Annotated in this window: 17 protein-coding genes; 4 read left to right on the top strand and 13 right to left on the bottom strand. The window is 44.8% G+C overall.

Annotation, left to right across the window (positions count from 1 at the left end; all coding sequences use genetic code 11):
• Positions 1 to 748: 748 nt before the first annotated feature.
• From rocF to BLV50_RS32295, 4 genes are all read right to left on the bottom strand, one after another.
• Positions 749 to 1,717: an arginase gene (rocF, locus tag BLV50_RS32310; RefSeq protein WP_090812075.1), complete on the bottom strand. Its 969-nt coding sequence runs from the start codon at positions 1,715 to 1,717 to the stop codon at positions 749 to 751.
• Between the two features lie 53 nt (positions 1,718 to 1,770).
• On the bottom strand, positions 1,771 to 2,964 hold the full coding sequence (locus BLV50_RS32305; protein ID WP_090812078.1) for an ornithine--oxo-acid transaminase: 1,194 nt from the start codon (positions 2,962 to 2,964) through the stop codon (positions 1,771 to 1,773).
• Between the two features lie 138 nt (positions 2,965 to 3,102).
• Positions 3,103 to 3,759 carry an amino acid ABC transporter permease gene (locus BLV50_RS32300; protein ID WP_090812073.1) on the bottom strand — a complete coding sequence of 219 codons (657 nt, stop codon included), beginning with the start codon at positions 3,757 to 3,759 and terminating at the stop codon, positions 3,103 to 3,105.
• Between the two features lie 23 nt (positions 3,760 to 3,782).
• Positions 3,783 to 4,604, bottom strand: coding sequence for a transporter substrate-binding domain-containing protein (locus tag BLV50_RS32295; protein ID WP_090812071.1), 822 nt, complete (start codon positions 4,602 to 4,604; stop codon positions 3,783 to 3,785).
• Positions 4,605 to 4,932: 328 nt separating this feature from the next.
• Here BLV50_RS32295 and BLV50_RS32290 point away from each other — a divergent pair, with 328 nt between their 5' ends.
• Positions 4,933 to 5,577: a GntR family transcriptional regulator gene (locus BLV50_RS32290; protein WP_090812069.1), complete on the top strand. Its 645-nt coding sequence runs from the start codon at positions 4,933 to 4,935 to the stop codon at positions 5,575 to 5,577.
• A 180-nt stretch (positions 5,578 to 5,757) separates the two neighbouring features.
• Here BLV50_RS32290 and BLV50_RS32285 read toward each other — a convergent pair whose 3' ends face one another.
• Positions 5,758 to 6,498 (bottom strand): class I SAM-dependent methyltransferase, encoded by a 741-nt coding sequence (locus BLV50_RS32285; RefSeq protein ID WP_063568135.1) that lies wholly within the window; start codon positions 6,496 to 6,498, stop codon positions 5,758 to 5,760.
• Positions 6,499 to 6,662: 164 nt separating this feature from the next.
• Here BLV50_RS32285 and BLV50_RS32280 point away from each other — a divergent pair, with 164 nt between their 5' ends.
• A complete protein-coding gene (locus BLV50_RS32280) occupies positions 6,663 to 7,025 on the top strand; it encodes a hypothetical protein (protein WP_090812067.1) in 363 nt (120 codons plus the stop codon).
• A 68-nt stretch (positions 7,026 to 7,093) separates the two neighbouring features.
• On the opposite strand, the gene BLV50_RS32275 is transcribed toward BLV50_RS32280, so the two are convergent.
• From BLV50_RS32275 to BLV50_RS32255, 5 genes are all read right to left on the bottom strand, one after another.
• On the bottom strand, positions 7,094 to 9,979 hold the full coding sequence (locus BLV50_RS32275; protein WP_090812065.1) for an S-layer homology domain-containing protein: 2,886 nt from the start codon (positions 9,977 to 9,979) through the stop codon (positions 7,094 to 7,096).
• A 313-nt stretch (positions 9,980 to 10,292) separates the two neighbouring features.
• Positions 10,293 to 10,520 (bottom strand): cold-shock protein, encoded by a 228-nt coding sequence (locus BLV50_RS32270; protein WP_017691121.1) that lies wholly within the window; start codon positions 10,518 to 10,520, stop codon positions 10,293 to 10,295.
• A gap of 189 nt (positions 10,521 to 10,709) precedes the next feature.
• Positions 10,710 to 10,910, bottom strand: a complete 201-nt coding sequence (locus BLV50_RS32265; protein ID WP_024633772.1) for a cold-shock protein — start codon at positions 10,908 to 10,910, stop codon at positions 10,710 to 10,712.
• Between the two features lie 388 nt (positions 10,911 to 11,298).
• On the bottom strand, positions 11,299 to 11,535 hold the full coding sequence (locus BLV50_RS32260; RefSeq protein WP_063568137.1) for a DUF6953 family protein: 237 nt from the start codon (positions 11,533 to 11,535) through the stop codon (positions 11,299 to 11,301).
• Between the two features lie 142 nt (positions 11,536 to 11,677).
• A complete protein-coding gene (locus BLV50_RS32255; protein ID WP_090812063.1) occupies positions 11,678 to 12,463 on the bottom strand; it encodes a CPBP family intramembrane glutamic endopeptidase in 786 nt (261 codons plus the stop codon).
• A gap of 299 nt (positions 12,464 to 12,762) precedes the next feature.
• Here BLV50_RS32255 and BLV50_RS32250 point away from each other — a divergent pair, with 299 nt between their 5' ends.
• On the top strand, positions 12,763 to 13,434 hold the full coding sequence (locus BLV50_RS32250) for a phosphatase PAP2 family protein (RefSeq protein WP_063568139.1): 672 nt from the start codon (positions 12,763 to 12,765) through the stop codon (positions 13,432 to 13,434).
• 144 nt (positions 13,435 to 13,578) lie between these two features.
• Here the strand turns inward: BLV50_RS32250 and BLV50_RS32245 are convergent, their stop codons facing one another.
• Positions 13,579 to 14,358, bottom strand: a complete 780-nt coding sequence (locus BLV50_RS32245) for an AraC family transcriptional regulator (RefSeq protein WP_063568140.1) — start codon at positions 14,356 to 14,358, stop codon at positions 13,579 to 13,581.
• A 112-nt stretch (positions 14,359 to 14,470) separates the two neighbouring features.
• Here BLV50_RS32245 and pyk point away from each other — a divergent pair, with 112 nt between their 5' ends.
• On the top strand, positions 14,471 to 15,886 hold the full coding sequence (gene pyk, locus BLV50_RS32240) for a pyruvate kinase (protein ID WP_090812061.1): 1,416 nt from the start codon (positions 14,471 to 14,473) through the stop codon (positions 15,884 to 15,886).
• A gap of 134 nt (positions 15,887 to 16,020) precedes the next feature.
• On the opposite strand, the gene BLV50_RS32235 is transcribed toward pyk, so the two are convergent.
• Positions 16,021 to 17,550 (bottom strand): methyl-accepting chemotaxis protein, encoded by a 1,530-nt coding sequence (locus tag BLV50_RS32235; RefSeq protein WP_090812058.1) that lies wholly within the window; start codon positions 17,548 to 17,550, stop codon positions 16,021 to 16,023.
• Between the two features lie 165 nt (positions 17,551 to 17,715).
• A complete protein-coding gene (locus BLV50_RS32230; RefSeq protein WP_090812056.1) occupies positions 17,716 to 18,165 on the bottom strand; it encodes an SRPBCC family protein in 450 nt (149 codons plus the stop codon).
• Between the last annotated feature and the right edge of the window lie 189 nt (positions 18,166 to 18,354).

Raw genomic sequence — 18,354 nt, 5'->3', positions numbered from 1 at the left:
GTATTAGGCATGCCGCCAGCGTTCGTCCTGAGCCAGGATCAAACTCTCCAATAAAGTATTGAAAAGAGCGATAAGCTCATTTTGAAACTGACGAGATTAAAAATCTCATTTATTTTGCTTTGAAATCATACAGTCCGAAGACGTGTACCGATTTCTCAGCGTCGATCTTGCAAGCAAGATCGTTACTCACTCGTTGTTCAGTTTTCAAAGATCAAACTTGTTTCATTGCCTTGTGTTGTTCACCTCAGCAACTTTTATATCTTATCACATCCGAACCAACTTTGCAAGCTCTTTTTTTAAGTTTCTTTCGAAGCTTATTTCATTCGCTTGCGGCACCGTGTTTCTCGTGTTTTCTTGGCCGGAATTAGAATATACCATGTACAGATTATGAACGCAAGCTTTATTTTCAAAAAACTTTAGAACCACATTCTCCATCAGATAATCTACAATCTCCTTCTTCTATAGTAGAGCCCTCGTATATGTACCCAATGCTCCTTAAGTAAAAAGAAAGCCACGCTCAACCAAACATTATTACTCTATAAAGCTAACTTCACCCTCCATCCGTTCAGAAGTAAAGAAGTGCACCCAACAACCATTAGCCAGGGAAGTACTCATACCTATCTTCACTCCGTTGAAGATCGTATGGATGAGTCTGACCCTGGCTCTTATATAACCTTACATTATATGATTAGACCTTACCTTCTATATAAGCATGAATTCATCCGAACAAGAAATATCTATACAACCGTTATAAGATCCGTTTACCCAGCAATGAAGCAATCAGTTCTACTCCAAGGCGGGCCGTATGCCTATTCTGATCAAATAGCGGATTAACTTCCACCAGATCCATGGACGTGACTCGGTTGGGAGAAGCGAGCAGCTCCAGTGCGAAATGAGCTTCACGGTAATTCAATCCCCCTGGTACCGGCGTACCCACACCCGGAGCCTCACGCGGATCAAGACAATCCATATCAAAGCTAATATGAATACCATCTGTTCCTTCCCCGACTACAGCCAGCGCCTGTTCAACAACCTGTTGTATACCTATCCGATCAATATCATGCATTGTAAAGCTCTTAATGCCCAGGGCTCGGATCTGTTCCTTTTCATACACATCCAGATCACGTAAGCCAATGTAGACCAGATTGGAAGGATTAACGAACGACCCTGCACCCGGAATATGAGAGAAGTTAAATGCAGAATGCCCCAAAGCGGCAGCAACACTCATCCCATGCATATTTCCAGACAGACTACGCTCTTCTGTGTTCAAATCCGCATGGGCATCAAACCAGATCACACCTAGATTGGAATAATGCGCAGACACCCCAGCAAGAGAACCTATAGCTACACTGTGATCCCCACCCAGAACAAGCGGAAAAGAACCTCCCGCTATCGCCCCAGACACTTCATTGCACACTCGCTCACTCACCTGTCTAACCTCGGATAAATATTTCACACGGTTTCGTTCAATTGGAGCAACAGACTCTGAGGGACAATCTACACGGATCTCTTTTGATACATTTAACCCAAGGCTTGCAATTTCACGTTTCAATCCTGCAGTAATGAGTTCATCCGGACCTAGCTCAGCACCACCTCGCGCCCCACCTAATCCAAAAGGAACTTTAATGATAGCAACATCATGATGACGTAAAAGCAATTGGCTCGTTTCATTAGAAGCATTCAGCGTTCCTGCAGATTCAATATCATTGTTTTCCATGTAGGTCAGCTCCTTCGCTGCTTATATGAAGTAATCAAAGAATGAAATATTTATCAGTCACTCAACACCTGAGTAATTCGCTCCAACGCCCAATTGATCTCAACCTCTGTAATGGTAAGTGGCGGTGCAAAACGGATCGTTGTCTCATGAGTTTCTTTACAGAGCAGTCCAACAGACATTAATTTCTCACAATAAGGACGGGCAGGTACATGCAGATCAACACCGATGAACAATCCTCTACCTCGAATCTCACGCACAGCTGAACTGCGAACTCCCTGAAGCTGTTTCATAAAATAATTCCCCAGACGCTCCGAGCGCTCTGCAAGCTTCTCATCTTCCAGAACTTCCAGTGCTGCGACAGCCACGGCACAAGCGAGTGGGTTCCCCCCGAATGTGGAGCCATGAGAACCCGGTTCAAACAAATCCAGTATTTCAGCATTAGCAGCAATAGCCGAGATAGGCATTACTCCCCCGCCCAGTGCCTTACCCATAATCCAGATATCAGGCTCAACCCCCTCCCAATCAGAGGCAAATCGCCGTCCCGTTCGTCCGAATCCGGTCTGAATCTCATCCGCCACGGTCAACACCCTATGCTGTTTACACAGTGTAAAGGCTTCAGCAAGATATCCTTCAGGTGGGATGACAATACCGGCTTCCCCCTGTATGGGTTCCACGAGAAAAGCGGCCGTGTTTGGTGTAATCGCAAGCTTAAGCGCTTCAATGTCACCATAAGGAATGATTTTGAATCCGGGTGTAAACGGTCCAAAGTCTTTTTTGTACTCTTCTGAAGATGAGAAAGAGGTGACCGTCAGTGTTCTTCCATGAAAATTTCCGGAGCATACGATGATTTCAGCTTGATTTTCCGGTACACCCTTGCATCGATATGCCCATCTTCGCACTGCTTTCACGGCCGTTTCAACCGCTTCAGCTCCCGTGTTCATGGCCAGAATTTTGGGTTTGCCCGTAAATTGCGAGAGCTTCTGATAGAAATGTGATGCCGCACTGCTGTGAAATGCCCGTGATGTTAATGTTACCCGATCTGCCTGATCCTTCAGTGCCTGAATAATCGCTGGATGTCTGTGCCCATGATTTAATGCCGAATATGCACTTAACATATCCATATAACGGTGACCTTCCGGATCTTCGACCCATACTCCCTCCGCCTGCTCAATAACGATCGGGAGCGGATGATAATTAGGTGCAGCATAACGTTCCGACCAATCCATTAACATTTTCGAATCTGACATATACTCCCAGCACCCCTCTTTGATTATATTGTATACAAAATACAATATCAATGTATGCTTCGCCACGACCATTTACGACTCCTGCTCACTTTTTCCGCTATCACCTAAATCCACTCATTCGTAGAGTCCGTATGCACGTTATCGGGATATGGAAAGTCTGCGTTCCAGCCAGGTGAGCAGGTTGGCCAACGTAAATGTAATTACAAAATAGAGGGCAGCAGCAACAAGGAGCGGGGCAAGTGGTTGGAAGGTAACCCCTTGAACGGCTCTGGCTGTATATATAATCTCAGCAATCCCGATCATGGAAACAAGCGAGGAATCTTTAATGATAATAATGAATTCATTGCCGATAGCTGGAAGCATGTTACGAAAGGCCTGCGGCAGTATAATGTAGCGAAGCGTCATGCCATGAGACATCCCAAGAGAACGCGAAGCTTCAGTCTGTCCTTTATCGATTGCCTGAATGCCTGCCCTGAACACCTCTGCCATGTATGCCGAACTGTTCATGGTCAGCGCGACCACCCCCGACATAAATGCGGATAGGTTCACACCGATTACGGTCAGACCATAATGAATAATGAGAATTTGCACCAACATCGGTGTACCGCGAATGAGTTCGATATATGCCGATGCTACGAATTTGATAGGCCACACTCGTGATATACGCAGCAGTGCCACCATAACCCCCAGTAATGTGCCAAACAAAACCCCAAAGAAGGAAAGCTCCAATGTTACCCACGCGCTACGCACATAGTCCTGCCAATATTCCAGTAGAAAGGAGAAATCTAAATTCACGGCATATCCCTCACTCGCCCGGTTTATTCGCCTAACATCTCATTCGCTTCAACAACGAAGCGATCGATATCTCCGCCCGTTTTGAGCTTCCCCAGCGTACTGTTGATCTGATCAACGAGCTCCTTGTTGCCTTTTTTCACAGCGATAGCCGATCCTCCTTCATCCTCTGCCTGTTCAATCTTCGCGTTTGCAACAACCAGTCCCTCCTGGTTCTTTACATACTGCTGCGCAACCGGCTTTTCCAGAATAAGCGCATCTACCCGCCCGGTCTGCAATTCAAGAATCAATTCGGGAATTTTGGCAAGAGAAGTAAGTTTGGCACCTTGAATGTCCTGAGCAATGCCTTCCTGAATGGAGCTTTTCTGCACACCCACCTGCTTACCCGACAAATCATCCAGTGAGGCCATCAATTCGCCTTCGTCAGCTCTAACGAGTACAGCCTGTTCTGCATAGTAGTAGATATCCGTAAAATCAACGTTCTTCTTTCGCTCTTCTGTAGGGGTTAAACCTGATATCACAAAATCAACCTTGTCCGTGCTGAGCGCCATAAGCAAACCATCAAAATCCATATCCTCAATCTTCAGCTCAGCTCCCATGTCCGCAGCAATCGCCTTGGCAATCTCAATGTCAAAACCAACAATAGTGTCTTTGCCATTAATGCTTTTGTGAAATTCATAGGGTGCGTAGTCTGCACTGGTGCCAAGTACGATTACTTTCTTCTCTGCGCCACCACTCTCCGAGGATGGAGAAGCTTCCGATCCGGCCCCCGTCGTTTGTTCCTGCCCACAAGCCGACATGATTACCACCATTAACAACAGCATCATTGGCAAAAGCACTCTTTTCACTCAACATACCCCTGTTCTGTTTTGGAATGATAAAGGCATATAACTTGTATACAATATACACAAGACAATATATGGGCTTTAATGTAAGTAATACTAACAAACAATCTGTTGTATGGCAATGAATTTAACACATTTATACGCTACAATTCCATATTACGTAATTTATTTAACATGGAACTAACACCATTTTAGATCATTAAGATTGCTTGCCCAACTCCCCCCTCGGTGTTAAGATGATAAAAACTTGAAACTCCCGAACGGCGCACCATTACAGGGCTCACACCCTCACACATCCAATCATCACTATATACAGAAGGGGGGATTCGGTATGGAGGCACCCAAATACCGGTCCTTGAAAGATCACGTTTACGATTATATCGCACAGAAAATTCAAGACGGGACACTGCTCCCCAATCAGAAGATTAATGAAGCGGAGATTTGCAAAAAGCTGGACATCAGCCGCACACCTACTCGGGAAGCCTTATTTCAACTCACTTCTGACAACCTCCTGCAATATATCCCACGCAGGGGATTTATCGTCGCTCCTTTTGACGCTGGCAAAAAACTCGAATTCTCGCAAGCCATCGGTGCGCTTGAGGCACTTGCTGCTACACTTGCAGTAGACCACCTCAAACCGTCTGAGTTCCTGGAGATGGAAGCCCTTGTTGCACGAATGGATGAAGATATTACCCAGCTCGATCTGGCTGCTTACAGTAAGAGTCAATATCAATTTCATAACCTGTACATCCAGCGCTGCGGTAACGCCACTGTCATCGAGATGTTAAACACGTTAAAAAACAGCTTTATTCGCCAATCGTATGTTAGTGACAACAAGCCGAAGCTATCCAGTGTACTTAATGAAGTAAATGAAGAACATCGCCAAATCGTAGTCGCTTTTCGAGCCAAAGATAAACCGCAACTGGAAGCTCTACTGAAGCATCACTGGCGTATTATCGACAACGATATGCTGTAATGCTTTTAACCAAACTCTGGCGTGAACTATTTTCATCACTTACTGGATTGGATTGAGAGTCCCAAAACAAAGAAAAAGCAATCCACTTTAAAGTGGGTTGCTTTTTTAGATGCCAGATTTGGCATCAGCCTATTTTTTTCACATTCGTTATTGGACTAGCCTCTACGCCAAAAAGTAATCCTACTCTTTCTGTTTATTATCGCTATCCATTGATGACTTTGCTTCAAATACCGCATAACCCAGTCTTTTTCCGTATCTCGCAAGCAAACGATCATTGGTGCGACCCATGCGCTGCACTTGCTCATCCTCAAACAAGCTCATATCCATCTCCCGATGAGGATCATGATCCACGCCCCATTTTCCCATAGAACGAGACTGTTCCTTGACCAAGACTTCAGTAAATCCACACTGTCTGAGACGTTTCTTCCATGTAGTCATGGTTGCCAGTGTCCTTATTCCATAAAATTGTTTCAGCCTTCGGCTCATCACCTCTGTCTTCCTTCCGGATAACACCATCTCCCGATCAATGAAGAGACCCCCTGGCTTCAACACTCGCTTATATTCCGTAAGGGTACTTCGCCATTGGGTGAAGATAGTGACAGACTCCACAAATACCACATCAAAATAATGATCCGGAAAAGGCAAGGATTTCACATCTGCCTGAATAAAACGAATATCTAAGCGCTCCCGTCTTGCGCGTCGCACCGCTTTCTCCAACATCTGCCGATTAAGATCCACCGCAGTTACCCGATAACCGTTTCGAGCCAGATAACAAGCCGTCCTCCCTGTACCACACCCCACCTCAAGCACCTTACTATGCGCAGGCAGAGACAGCGTATCCAACAGTTGCATCGTTGCTGTAAACCCTCCCGGATGGGCACTCCCTTCTCCGAGCCGGGCCAGCAAATCATGATAATCCATGAGCTCCCCTCCCTTTTACTCCCTCCAGTGTATGGAGCAGATATAAAAACGGCTCCTCCCCATCTAATATCCGGGTACTCGTCCATACCAATCGTTCTTTTTTTTACTATGATATACAAACCGTTGAATTCAAGCGGCAACCGCACCTAATGAGGGGGATTTGCATGTACAGAATTAATCCGGTATGTGAAGAAACGGTTTCTCCGCACGTTGGACGTTCCGTTTGTCTCGTTATGAACGACGGTAAGCATATGTATGGTACGCTTAGTCAATGTCGTGATGGCAAAGTTTATTTGAACGGATGCTTCGAAGGACCACGACTGTGTTCAGTCAAATCCAAACAGCAACTTGTAAAAAACAGTAAGAAAAACGCTGTTGCAACAAAGAAAGTTAAATCTTCGGCCTACGGTCCATATGGTTATGGAGGATATGGTGGGGGTTACGGTGGTTACGGCTATGGAGCTGGAGCAGGAATCGATCTGGCTCTGGTAGCAACACTGTTTCTGCTGCCATTCCTGTTCATCTAAACTCTCCAAACAAACAAAGAACCTTCTCGCTTCATGCGAGAAGGTTCTTCGTTTTTCATTTATCACACTTAAAGTTTCTCCTGCAGCCACTGTTGCAGGTTATATAACACTACGGATGCTTTACCCCGGCTTACACCCAACACTTCATCCGCGCTATAATCTTCTGCCAGATAAGAAACCAGCCCCTGGTCCTTCGTGTCCAGATCCGCTTTCAGCACTTTCAATGTGCTTGCCAGCAGTTCATTCGTTTCTTTCTCGGTAATCAGAGCAGATGGTCTGAATTTGTCTTGAGCTGTAGGAACAAGAACACCCATCTTTTCCAACGCTGCTACATAACCCACATACCAACTTCCCGCTTTTACATCTGCATATTTCGATTCCTTTGCTTCCGGCAATTCGGATACAGTCGAAAGGACACCAGACAGCATTTTCACAAACTCGGCACGTGATACACCTGCATAAGGAGCAAAAATACCACCCACTTTGCCGTCAATAATTCCGTCTTTACGCAAAGCAACCAGCTTATTCTGTACATCTTGAGGCAGTCCATCTAGATCAGTGAATGGAAGAGCTGTTGTAGATGACCCTGCACCTGATTCTTGCTCAGGATCGACATTTCCACCCTCGGCGCCTGCTGGATTCCCTGTTACAATTCCATAACCATTGGTTCCCACATACACACGCCCGTACACTCTCGAATCACCTGTAATCGTTACATTGGCTGAACCATACTGATGCTGATCATCATTAATTCTAATCCAGGAAGAACCGTTATCGTCCGAACGGAAAATCCCATACGTTCCTTCTACTTTGGCGTAGGAATACAATGCCATATGCTCTTGCCCTTCCGCCGCTTTACCCAGACCTATCGTGGCTGCTTCTTCCACATTAGCCAGCTTGGTGAAGGTTTGACCATAGTCTACGGAATGGAACAGACCATACAGACTATCGAGTTTCTTGTTATCTTTTGCCGCAGCCAGCCAGATCTCACCCTCTGAACCCGGTACAGCTTTGAAGTTACTCGTTAAGGCAACAGGCAGTCCAGTTGCGGTCGTTTTCTCAAACGTAACGCCACCATCACGACTCACATAAAAGGCCCCATTCGAGAATCCGTAGAAAACAGATCCATTCACACGGTCAGCCGAGACACGTGCACCTTCCGGAATACCTTTCGAAGCTTTCCAGGTCGCACCCTGATCGGTCGAAATACTCACCGGTCTTGCAGCTCCTTCAGCTTTGCTGACAGGACTCCATAGAATCGATTTCCCGTCAGCGCTAATGGCCGCATGTCCACCCTCTGTCTTATCTTCATCGGAAGAGATCCAGGCATTCGAAGCAGGCTTCCAAGTTACGCCGTTATTCGTGGAAATTCCCATTCGAGCAGCCTTTCCTTCCGCGTTACCTACACGTACAACCAGATTCGGGTTCAACTCTGCATAATCAATATCCGTACTGGTTCCGAGATACGGATTCGTAATCATCTCCGGCGCCTTATCCAGGTCAGCATGACGGAATCCGCCAATGTCACCCATCGCACTCAGAAGAGGCGCCCCCAATGGCGGGCTGATAAGACCAAGTATGGCCGTCTCTTCAATACCATCCGCTTTGACGGAAATTTTCACCGTTTCATCTCGGTCTAGGGCTGTTACGTTATCCGAACCGTACAACGTTGCGCCTGTACCATATAGGATTTTATTCGAATCAAACGGATCAATCTCCAAGTCGCCAATCATCCATCCCAATTTAGGTGAAGTTTCAGGCAACTCCTTTTTCTCGCCCCAATCCAGCCAAGGAGATAGAGAATAATCGATAGTAAAATGATTTTCCCGACTTGGGTCTTTGGCATAATCCAGTGTCCAGAATGATTTCCATGTCTTCCCGCCGTCGGTGCTGCGGTAAATGAAGTCATCTGGCCACCATTTGTTCATCGTTGCGACCATTAGTGTATTCGGATCTTTGCTGTCCACTGCAAGCCCACCATACGGGTTATCTGTATTACCAGTTGGACTGATATCGGTCCATTTCCCTGTTTTCGTATCCAGTTTCCACACGGCACCTTTACCACCGCTGTATGGTCCAACAAACTCATTGTAAGTGACATATAAGGAGCCATCGGATGCGAGCACACCGTGATGGGGAACAAACCCTTGCGTAGGTTGGCCCTCTATAGGTGCCCAAGTCTGCCCACCATCCGTACTGCGATAGATGCTCTTCTCAGAATCTGCCACTCCAACGTATATCGTCTGAGTCGTATGGCCACGCGAACCTGTGTTTGGATCAAAAGTAATCCAGGCTACGCCTGCAATATCGTTATAGTCATCCTTAACATTCCCGACTGCTGTAAAACTGTCTACCTTGCTCCAGGTCACTCCGTAATCCGTGCTTTTCCATAGTCCATTTCCGCTGCGAGCACCCAGATACAACACCCGGTTGTTGTTCGGATCGATAGATAAACGCTCACCCATTGAACGCCCAGGCATGTTACCGCCAAGTTTGAATGGAAGCTCTGTCCGCTGCCAAGTATCGCCTCTGTCCGTTGAACGCAATAACACACCGTTCATATCTGTCCAGTCATTCGTATATGTACCTGCTGCTATATAGACGCGATCCGAATCAACGGAATCTGTAGCCAAGCTCTCCACACCCGACATGTTCCATTCATCAAAACCAACAAAATCAAGCAGTTGAATCCACGATTTACTCTCAGCATCATAACGATATGCACCACCAATATCCGTGCGGGCGTATACGAGGTCTTTCTCTGCCTTATTATAGATAATGCCCGGAACGAAGCCGCCACCCACTACTTTGGCCCTTCCCCAATCATAAGTCTGCTCTTTTGTAGCCAATGATGGAGATTGAGTCGAGCTCGGTTCCACACTTTCCGCGAAAGCGTTACCAACAAGAGTCGCACTTAAAGCAGCAACCAGTGAAAGACTTAACCATTTCTTCAAAATGCTTTTCCTCCTCTGAGAACATACGATTACGTCATCGGCAAACTGTAAGCGTTAACAATTTTATCGAAAACGTTTTATTTATTGCGTGTAAATGTGATTACTATCTATTCTACAAACCCTGAATTCAAATAAATACATTGTAAATTGGATATATTTCCATTTCATTATCCGACATATTGGAAAAAAAGATATAAAAAAAGGCATTCGTCAAAACGAATGCCGGGAACTTCATATTTAATACCCTTACCTTTGTACAAGATGTCAGGTTCAACTTAAAAAAAAACACCTCGTTAGAGGCGGGTAAGCTATGTTAAATCCGATTTCCTTTAGGCATCGTTTTAAGATTACTATTCGAATTCTCAAGCAATGGTAGCATCCTAGTCGTGCTGACCATCTCAGAAGCACATATCGGACAAGTAGGTACGTTATCAAACGCAAAATTGTCCCGCATCCATCCTTTGCACGTATCACTCGTACATTCCCAGATTGCCGCATCAGCTTGTGGAATCTCTTCCAACGGTTTTTTGCGATTATACATGACTTCTACCCCCTTTGTTATGGAAAAACATCTAATCCGACGTTATTTCACAGAAGCCACTACTTAGCGGAAGTTTTGTCCCGTCCGGACTTCTGTCTCGACAACTATTGGGTCGACTTTCATTATAACTGCTCAAAAAAAAGAAGCTGCCTTTACCATTATAACATGTTAAAGGCAGCTATGCTTTAATTACAGTTTTACAACTTCTTCTGCTTGAGGACCACGGTTTCCTTGTACAATTTTAAATTGCACGCGTTGACCTTCGTCCAGCGTTTTGAAGCCTTCGCCTGTAATAGCGCTGAAGTGTACGAATACATCTTCTCCGCCTTCAACTTCGATGAAACCGAAGCCTTTATCAGCGTTGAACCATTTTACTGTTCCGTTTTGCATGTGAATTACACCTCCAAATAAAGATTAACATGTTCCTTTGTTCTTTGCAGCAAGCAAATAAAAATTCACACATTGAAAAAGGTACCAGTCATAACCTATAAGTGATCGCCCTTTACAATATGTGAATTAGGTTTTCCACTCTCTACAACTTGTTTTTATTATAACTCCGTTTCCACCAAAAAGCAAATCTTTGTATTTTCTTTTCAAACAGCTTTGGAAATACATGTATTCGCACGCACTGGAACAGGGTTTGTAGCTTGCCCTGCCGCTCATTGCGGTCTTATGAAAGGATATGCAGATCCGAACCAACTTATACATTTTCTATAAAATATTTTGACATGCATATCCAACACATCCATGAAAGCTCAATCCATTACATGATAACACACTAGGTCCATGCCCACATAAAAGCATCACGATCCCATGCAATCTGCCCACGATGTAGCTTGCGGAACGCTTTCTTCACTTCTTTTGATAACGAAGTATTACCATTCTCATTCACAAATACAAATTCTTCACCAAAATTGGACTTTACATATTCAATTGCAGCTTCCTGATGAAGTGTACCGGTGAATTTAATCTCCTGCACCATCCATTCCGCCACTGCCTGTGCTGTCTTTTCCACAATATCACCTATTTATCTATGCATTGTACGGATGAACGGGCCTCCGATTATGAACAAGCCTGTCATACCGCCAGACTGAAGTATACCACGATCCTATGGCTGGCGGTAAACAGAGTTATGCATCAACTGATCACACGCCCATTTAATGAACCATTGAACTCCCCGGTGTACTACTCTCTGGAGAAGATGACTTCGTTCGAACGCTAAACGTCAACCATACGCAATAAGCAACCAACACAACCAATATGAAGATATCGTAGGGAAGTGTTCCGGTATCTTGCCGGTCGTTCCCAAGAAATTGAATCAAATTATGTATGAAATGAAACAGAATCAGCGGCACGATATTTCCGTTCTTCAACATTAACAGCGCGAGCGCTGCTCCCAACAGCAGTGCATAGATCAGTTGCAGAAGGGTGTCTGACATACTCTGACCGGATAATGCATTCATGATATGAGTGATAGAAAATAAAACACTTGAAGTCGCAACTGCCGCAACCGCACTCTTACGAAGCAAAGTTTTGAAAATTAGTCCACGATAAATGGTTTCCTCCACAAAAGCGACAAGCAAGGTGAAAAAGATAAAAAAAGCTACCTTGGACAAGGTTAATTCAGTAAATCCTTTCAGCGCAAGAGTACCCAGTACAAGGAGTAGTGGAATATAATACTTTGCATGACTTGCCGGGATAGTTCTTATGGAGCGAAATCCAGTCTCTCTCCATTTGCGTCGCAGGGTGAGATAAATAATGAGCACGAGGGCAATTGGAGTAAACGACATCAATACGGGTGATGTGTAGTCCAGTTGCTTCACGGTAGCGACCGCCCCTGCCGCAAAAACCACCAGCAAAAGGAGCAGTTCAATAATGACTACCGTCAGCACGGGCCTTCGCGCGGAAAAGGATTGATTTTGCTTGGATTGCGGGGTTTTCATAAATTGTACCAGCCTCATTTCATTTTTAATGGTTGTCACATGAACTCATATGACAATTTAGTTGTATCATATCTATTGGATATTCGGATATCCTTTTCTGGATAAAACTATAAAAGTAACAAAAAAGAGAATTCCTCTTACAGCTTTTACCTTACAATCAGGTATGGCTCAAGTGCTAAAATGTCTATTATAGTAATAATAGAATGATTCAGTGCAGGGGTACGACATTTCTGCAACGTCATATATATGAAGAGTTAAGATGAAAGCTGCGAAATGAAGAACAAAATCAGGGGGATACTATGAAAGCATTATTTTTGCGCTGGGGACATTTGCTGGCAATCTTATGTATACCGCTTCAAGGTTCCATTTATGTTTTGTTGGGCAGTAACACCGGAAGTGATGTCTTCTACAATTATGCCTGGATTGATACACAGATTCCTTTTATCAAAGAATTTATTTATCCTTATGTCAGTTGGATGCCGATTCTGTATCTTGGATTTCTCTATTTGGGTCTAACGAACAAATCGCTATTCTGGCGTATGATAATTACCTATAACGTAGGGGTAATCGCAGCCAATATCGTTTTTGCGGTCTTCCCTACTTACGTGCCGCGACCAGAAGCTATCGGAACAGGTCTAAGCAGTGCGCTCGTACAATTTATTTATACCAATGATGCTCCATTCAACTGTTTTCCAAGCATTCACTGTCTCACAAGCTATCTGCTCTTCATTATCATCAATCGCCATTTGAACTTCAAACCACTGGCACGAATCTCCTGGTCGATATGGCTGTGGCTGATCATTGCTTCGACGGTGTTTGTGAAGCAGCATTCGCTGCTGGATGTAGCAGGCGGCATTCTGTTCGCGGAAGCAGCGTACTGGGCTGTGCATGTATTTGCGGTTCGCGCAGGTCTGGCAAGCAAAAAAACAAAACAGCCAATCACGGCTACAAATACAAGCAGCAACGCTTAGTATATGATTTATATGGCAAAGGCAGGAGTAATTCGACTGTCGTGAGACCAAAAAGAGGGCCGAGGCCCTCTTTTTTTTGCATGAATGCAGCTTGATGTTTAAATGTAAGAACTTTTCAAGACGAGACCATGAAGACCCTGTCTTTCATACAATAGGTGGACGTTCATGGAGCAAATCAGATGGAGGACTTCCCATTAAACGCTTGAATATCCGGTAAAAATAAGACAGATCACGGTAACCGAGAAATTCTGCAATTTCCTGAATAGAGAGTTGTGACTCGGTAAGCAAATACACCGCCCTTTTCATTCGTTGATCATGAACATATTGGCTGATCGTCTGATTCGTCATGCTTTTAAATAACGCGGCTGCGTAATTTGGGGTTTTACGGATCTCGTCCCCGAGCTCTTCTTTCGTAACTTTCTCCCGGTAATGCCGCTCAATGTATCGCTTCATCCGCTCCGCATGAACATGTCTCTCCGGTGGAATAACTCCGCGATCCAGTTCCCTATTTATATAAATAAGTACTTCCATCAATAAGGCTTGGCTCATCATGACATAATAAGACGGACGTTCCTGCCATTGTTGTTGGATGGCTTTCATGCGTTCATGAATCAGTTCATAACATCCAGGCTTATGTCGCAAGGCCTCACTCCGTTCCAGCGCGGGCAAACCTTGTGCATGATCCCCCTGTAATTGAACTACAATTTGCGTGTGGGTTACGGTAGGAATACTTTTGCCGTAATACGGAATGCCAGCGGGAATTAGCAGCAGTTCACCTTTCTCCATGATCTGCTTCTCTCCGTTCACCCAATATACACATTTTCCATAAGTAACCAAGCTCAATCGCCAAGTCGCCTGTGACTGCACCGCTTCTTCGTACCAACCGACACCATTAATGTGTCGTACTTCTAATGGAGTGACCATATCACACCTCATTATTGGACTATATTCTAATCATTGTACTATAGTTCATACCCTGATTCGACAGAAAACGCTACAATACACATATAAGCAAACATATGAGGAGGAAAATAGCATGTTGAAAACAAAAATTATTTGTACTATGGGACCTGCTTGTGACTCAATCGAATTGTTAAAAGTAATGATTCAGGAAGGGATGACTGTTGCCCGTCTGAACATGGCTCATGGTGAGCTGGAAGATCACGTGGCACGGATTAACAATATCCGCAAAGCCGCTTCCGAATTGAATACGTATATTCCGATTATGATGGATATCAAGGGACCGGAAGTTCGTATTGGCAAACTGAGAGAAGCATCCTGCCATCTGCAAGCGGGTAAAGAGCTTATCTTGACTACTGAAGAAATTCTTGGTGACGCTGAGCGTATTTCGGTAAACTATCCGGAATTGAACCTCGTAGTAAAACCTGGCGATCGCATCCTCATCGATGATGGTTTGGTGGATCTGACTGTACTCTCCGTGGAAGGATCCGATATTCACTGTAAAATCATCAGCGGCGGCATTCTGAAACCACGTAAAGGGGTTAACTTGCCAGGAATCAAAACGACTTTGCCAGGTGTAACGGAACGTGACGTTATGCACATCGGATTCGGGATCGAAAACGGTATCGAAATCATCGCTGCTTCCTTTGTTCGTAAAGGCGACGACATTCGTGAAATTCGCAGTATCCTAAAAGAACGCGGTGTAGATCATGTACAAATTATCTCCAAAATCGAAAACCAGGAAGGTATGACCAACCTGGACGATATCATTGAAGCATCTGACGGTATCATGGTAGCGCGTGGAGATCTCGGGGTTGAAGTACCAATCGAAGACGTACCTATGATGCAAAAAGAAATGATCGATAAATGTAACCGTGCAGGTAAACCGGTTATCGTAGCAACACACATGCTGGAATCCATGCAAGTGAATCCGCGTCCAACTCGTTCCGAAGTTAGTGACGTTGCTAACGCTGTTCTTCAAGGGGCAGACGTTGTAATGTTGTCTGGTGAATCGGCAGCAGGTAAATATCCGGTACAATCCGTGCGCACGATGGCTGCTGTTGCTCGCCGTGCTGAAACGATGATTGATTACAAAGAACAATTCAACCAAAAATCCGCTCAACAAGTAGCTGATATTACCGAAGTTATCAGTCAGGGAGCAGTTAGCTCCTCCCTCGTCCTGAATGCCAAAGCGATCATCACTTCTACAGAGAGTGGATTTACGGCGCGTATGATCTCCAAATATCGTCCGAAAGCACCGATCATCGCGGTTACACAGCATGAAGAAGTACTCGCTAAAATCTGCTTGCTCTCCGGTGTCATTCCGGTTATGGGCGACAAAGTAACAACAACCGATGAAATGTTCGAGTCTGCTACACGCAATGCAATCAAAACTGGTTATATCGAAAAAGGGGACATCATCGTATTGTCCGCTGGCGTACCGATTGGTCAATCCGGTAACACCAACTTGATCAAAGTTCAACAAGTATAATTCAACACATCGAATTGCATATATCGTTTCGTTGAGAATACAAAACCACCGAGAGCAGAAATGCATCTCGGTGGTTTTTTAATGCAATTCATTTTATCATCCAACAAATCGAAAGGGTTACACCTTTTTCAACCTTACAAATTCCGTGAGTAGTTCACCAAATCCTGCGACATCATATTGATCTCATCCATCGAGGCGTTTACCTGCTGTGTTAGGGCAGCCTGATTCTGCGTCAGTGTGGACATGTTGCCAATGTGCTCCAGAATCTGGTCAATGAACGTCTTCATTGCCTGCATGCTATCTTCAATATTGACGGTTGCCTGCGAGCTATGGTCAGCTAACTTCCGCACTTCCCCGGCCACAACTCCAAAACCAAGACCAAGTTCTCCCGCTCTGGCTGCTTCGATTGCTGCATTCAGACCCAGTAAATTGGTTTGGCTGGCAATTTCACGAATAAACGCTGTAATGTTTTGGGTATCATCTGCACTGCTCTTCACCTGAATGGCCGCATCCGCGGATAACTCTTGCGCAGTAACCAGTTCCTGAGCCTGATCGGTGATCGAATTAATTCCACGCACCATCTCACCGATAGATTCGGATAAAAGTTTTGTTTTCTGATTCATCGCTTCAACGATCTGTTCCTTATTTTTCTCATGTGTCACATCACGAATGGTTCCCGCTACACGGAGTGGTACACCGTTACCGTCCCGAACCGTCTCGCCACCTGCATGATACCAGCGAAATTCCCCATTCTTACGTTGCAGACGGTAATCAAGATCATAAGGTGTCAGTCCACTGTAGTCATTCATGTGCTTGGCAAATTCATTGATCGTCCGGTCATGATCGTCCGGGTGAAGCCGGCTGCTCCAACTGCTGAACACATTCGGGAAATCCTGCTCATCGGTAAACCCAAGCTCTCGGCGAAACTGTGGTGACCACCAAAACTCATTATTCGGGTTAACCACATCTCCGGCCACAACGGTCATATCCCACGGTGCTTCCACTAATGCACGATTTACCAGGTCATAACGGGTAACGAGTGCTTCCAACTCGTCGGATTTGCTCTTCTCATCATGGATATCAAACATGATTCCCAGAAGTTTAACCGGAACGCCTTCGTCATTTCTGACAACTTGTCCAAGACACCGGAACCAGCGTACCTCTCCACTCTTCGTTATCATTCGGCTCGTTACGTTGTATGCAGCCATCTCAGAAGACTTATTAATGTTTTTCGTAATCTCCTGAACCAACTGGGGTCTGTCGTCGGGATGGATGGATTTGGCCCAACTTGCGAAAGCATCGGGATAATCCTTCGTATTGCTGAAGCCTAACATTTGACGAAATTCATTGGAAAAAACAATGATATTATTGCCATCCAGAGGATCTCCTGCAACAATCTCGGACTCCCAGAGTCCAATATTCAACGCCTGATTCAGCATTTTGAGGCGCATTTCCGCTGCTTCATTTTGCTTCTTCAGAATATGTACTGCTTTATTGATATTATGTGCAATTTCACCAGCTTCCTGCAAATCCTCGGTTGATTCCAGCTGATTGTTATATATCCCTTGCTCGGCGTCTTTAACCATTTTACGGCTGTATTCCAATAATGGTTGAAGCGAGCCTGCAGGGGCTTGCTTGATCTTTTGGGTACGTTTACGAAACATCGCGATTTCTCCTCTAATGTCATTTCTATATATTTCGACATAATTAGACATTAAGTGTAGAGGGTTTTCATTCATTTGCGAAAACAACATGAAAAAAAACGCTTTATCAGCGCTTTTTTCATATTGTTATGATGTTACATTCATATATCTCTCGCTATCGGACCTTTACCAGCCAAAATTCAGCGTTTCGCCCGTCTCTGCCCATGTCTTGATACTGCTCAAGATCATCCACCAGCTACTCTGTGCGTTTTCAAAAGATGGATGGTTGTCCGTAAATTGGTCATTAATCAATATTAACTTCGTACATTCCCCTACCTTCTCCAGCTGGAACACTACTCTGGATTGAAGCTCGGCGTGATTGGCGTGGTAGGAAGGTCCGGGATGCTCAAGGTAACTTAATAGGGATAAAGGTTCGAATTCGAGAATATCACCGTACACATGAACCGTCTCTGCACCATCATTCCCAGGCCCTACATAGGCGAACGGCTGGCCCGGTTGGAAATTGGAACGAAGTTCGCTGCCAAAAAAGCTGCTCCGTGTACCGTCCGGCGAGATCAGGGCATTCCACACATCTTCCTGTCCGGCATTAATATAGAACTCATATTTCAATTCCATGAACTCACTCCCTTTATGTGTTGTATTGAAGGTACAACTGACACTTTCTTGCAACACTATCCTATCGTTATACCCCAAACGAAGTATTGTAAAAACACGACAACAGCGAAAATAAAAGATTTTAGATGCCATGAAGCTTGATAATTCAGACTTTTCATCCGGTGCTAAACTTCAACAAATATAGTGCTT

This window comes from Paenibacillus sp. 276b, assembly GCF_900107875.1.
GTDB classification, from domain to species: Bacteria; Bacillota; Bacilli; order Paenibacillales; family Paenibacillaceae; genus Paenibacillus; species Paenibacillus marchantiae.
Note: the sequence above shows the minus strand (reverse complement) of the source record. Positions and strands in the feature narration are given on the sequence as shown.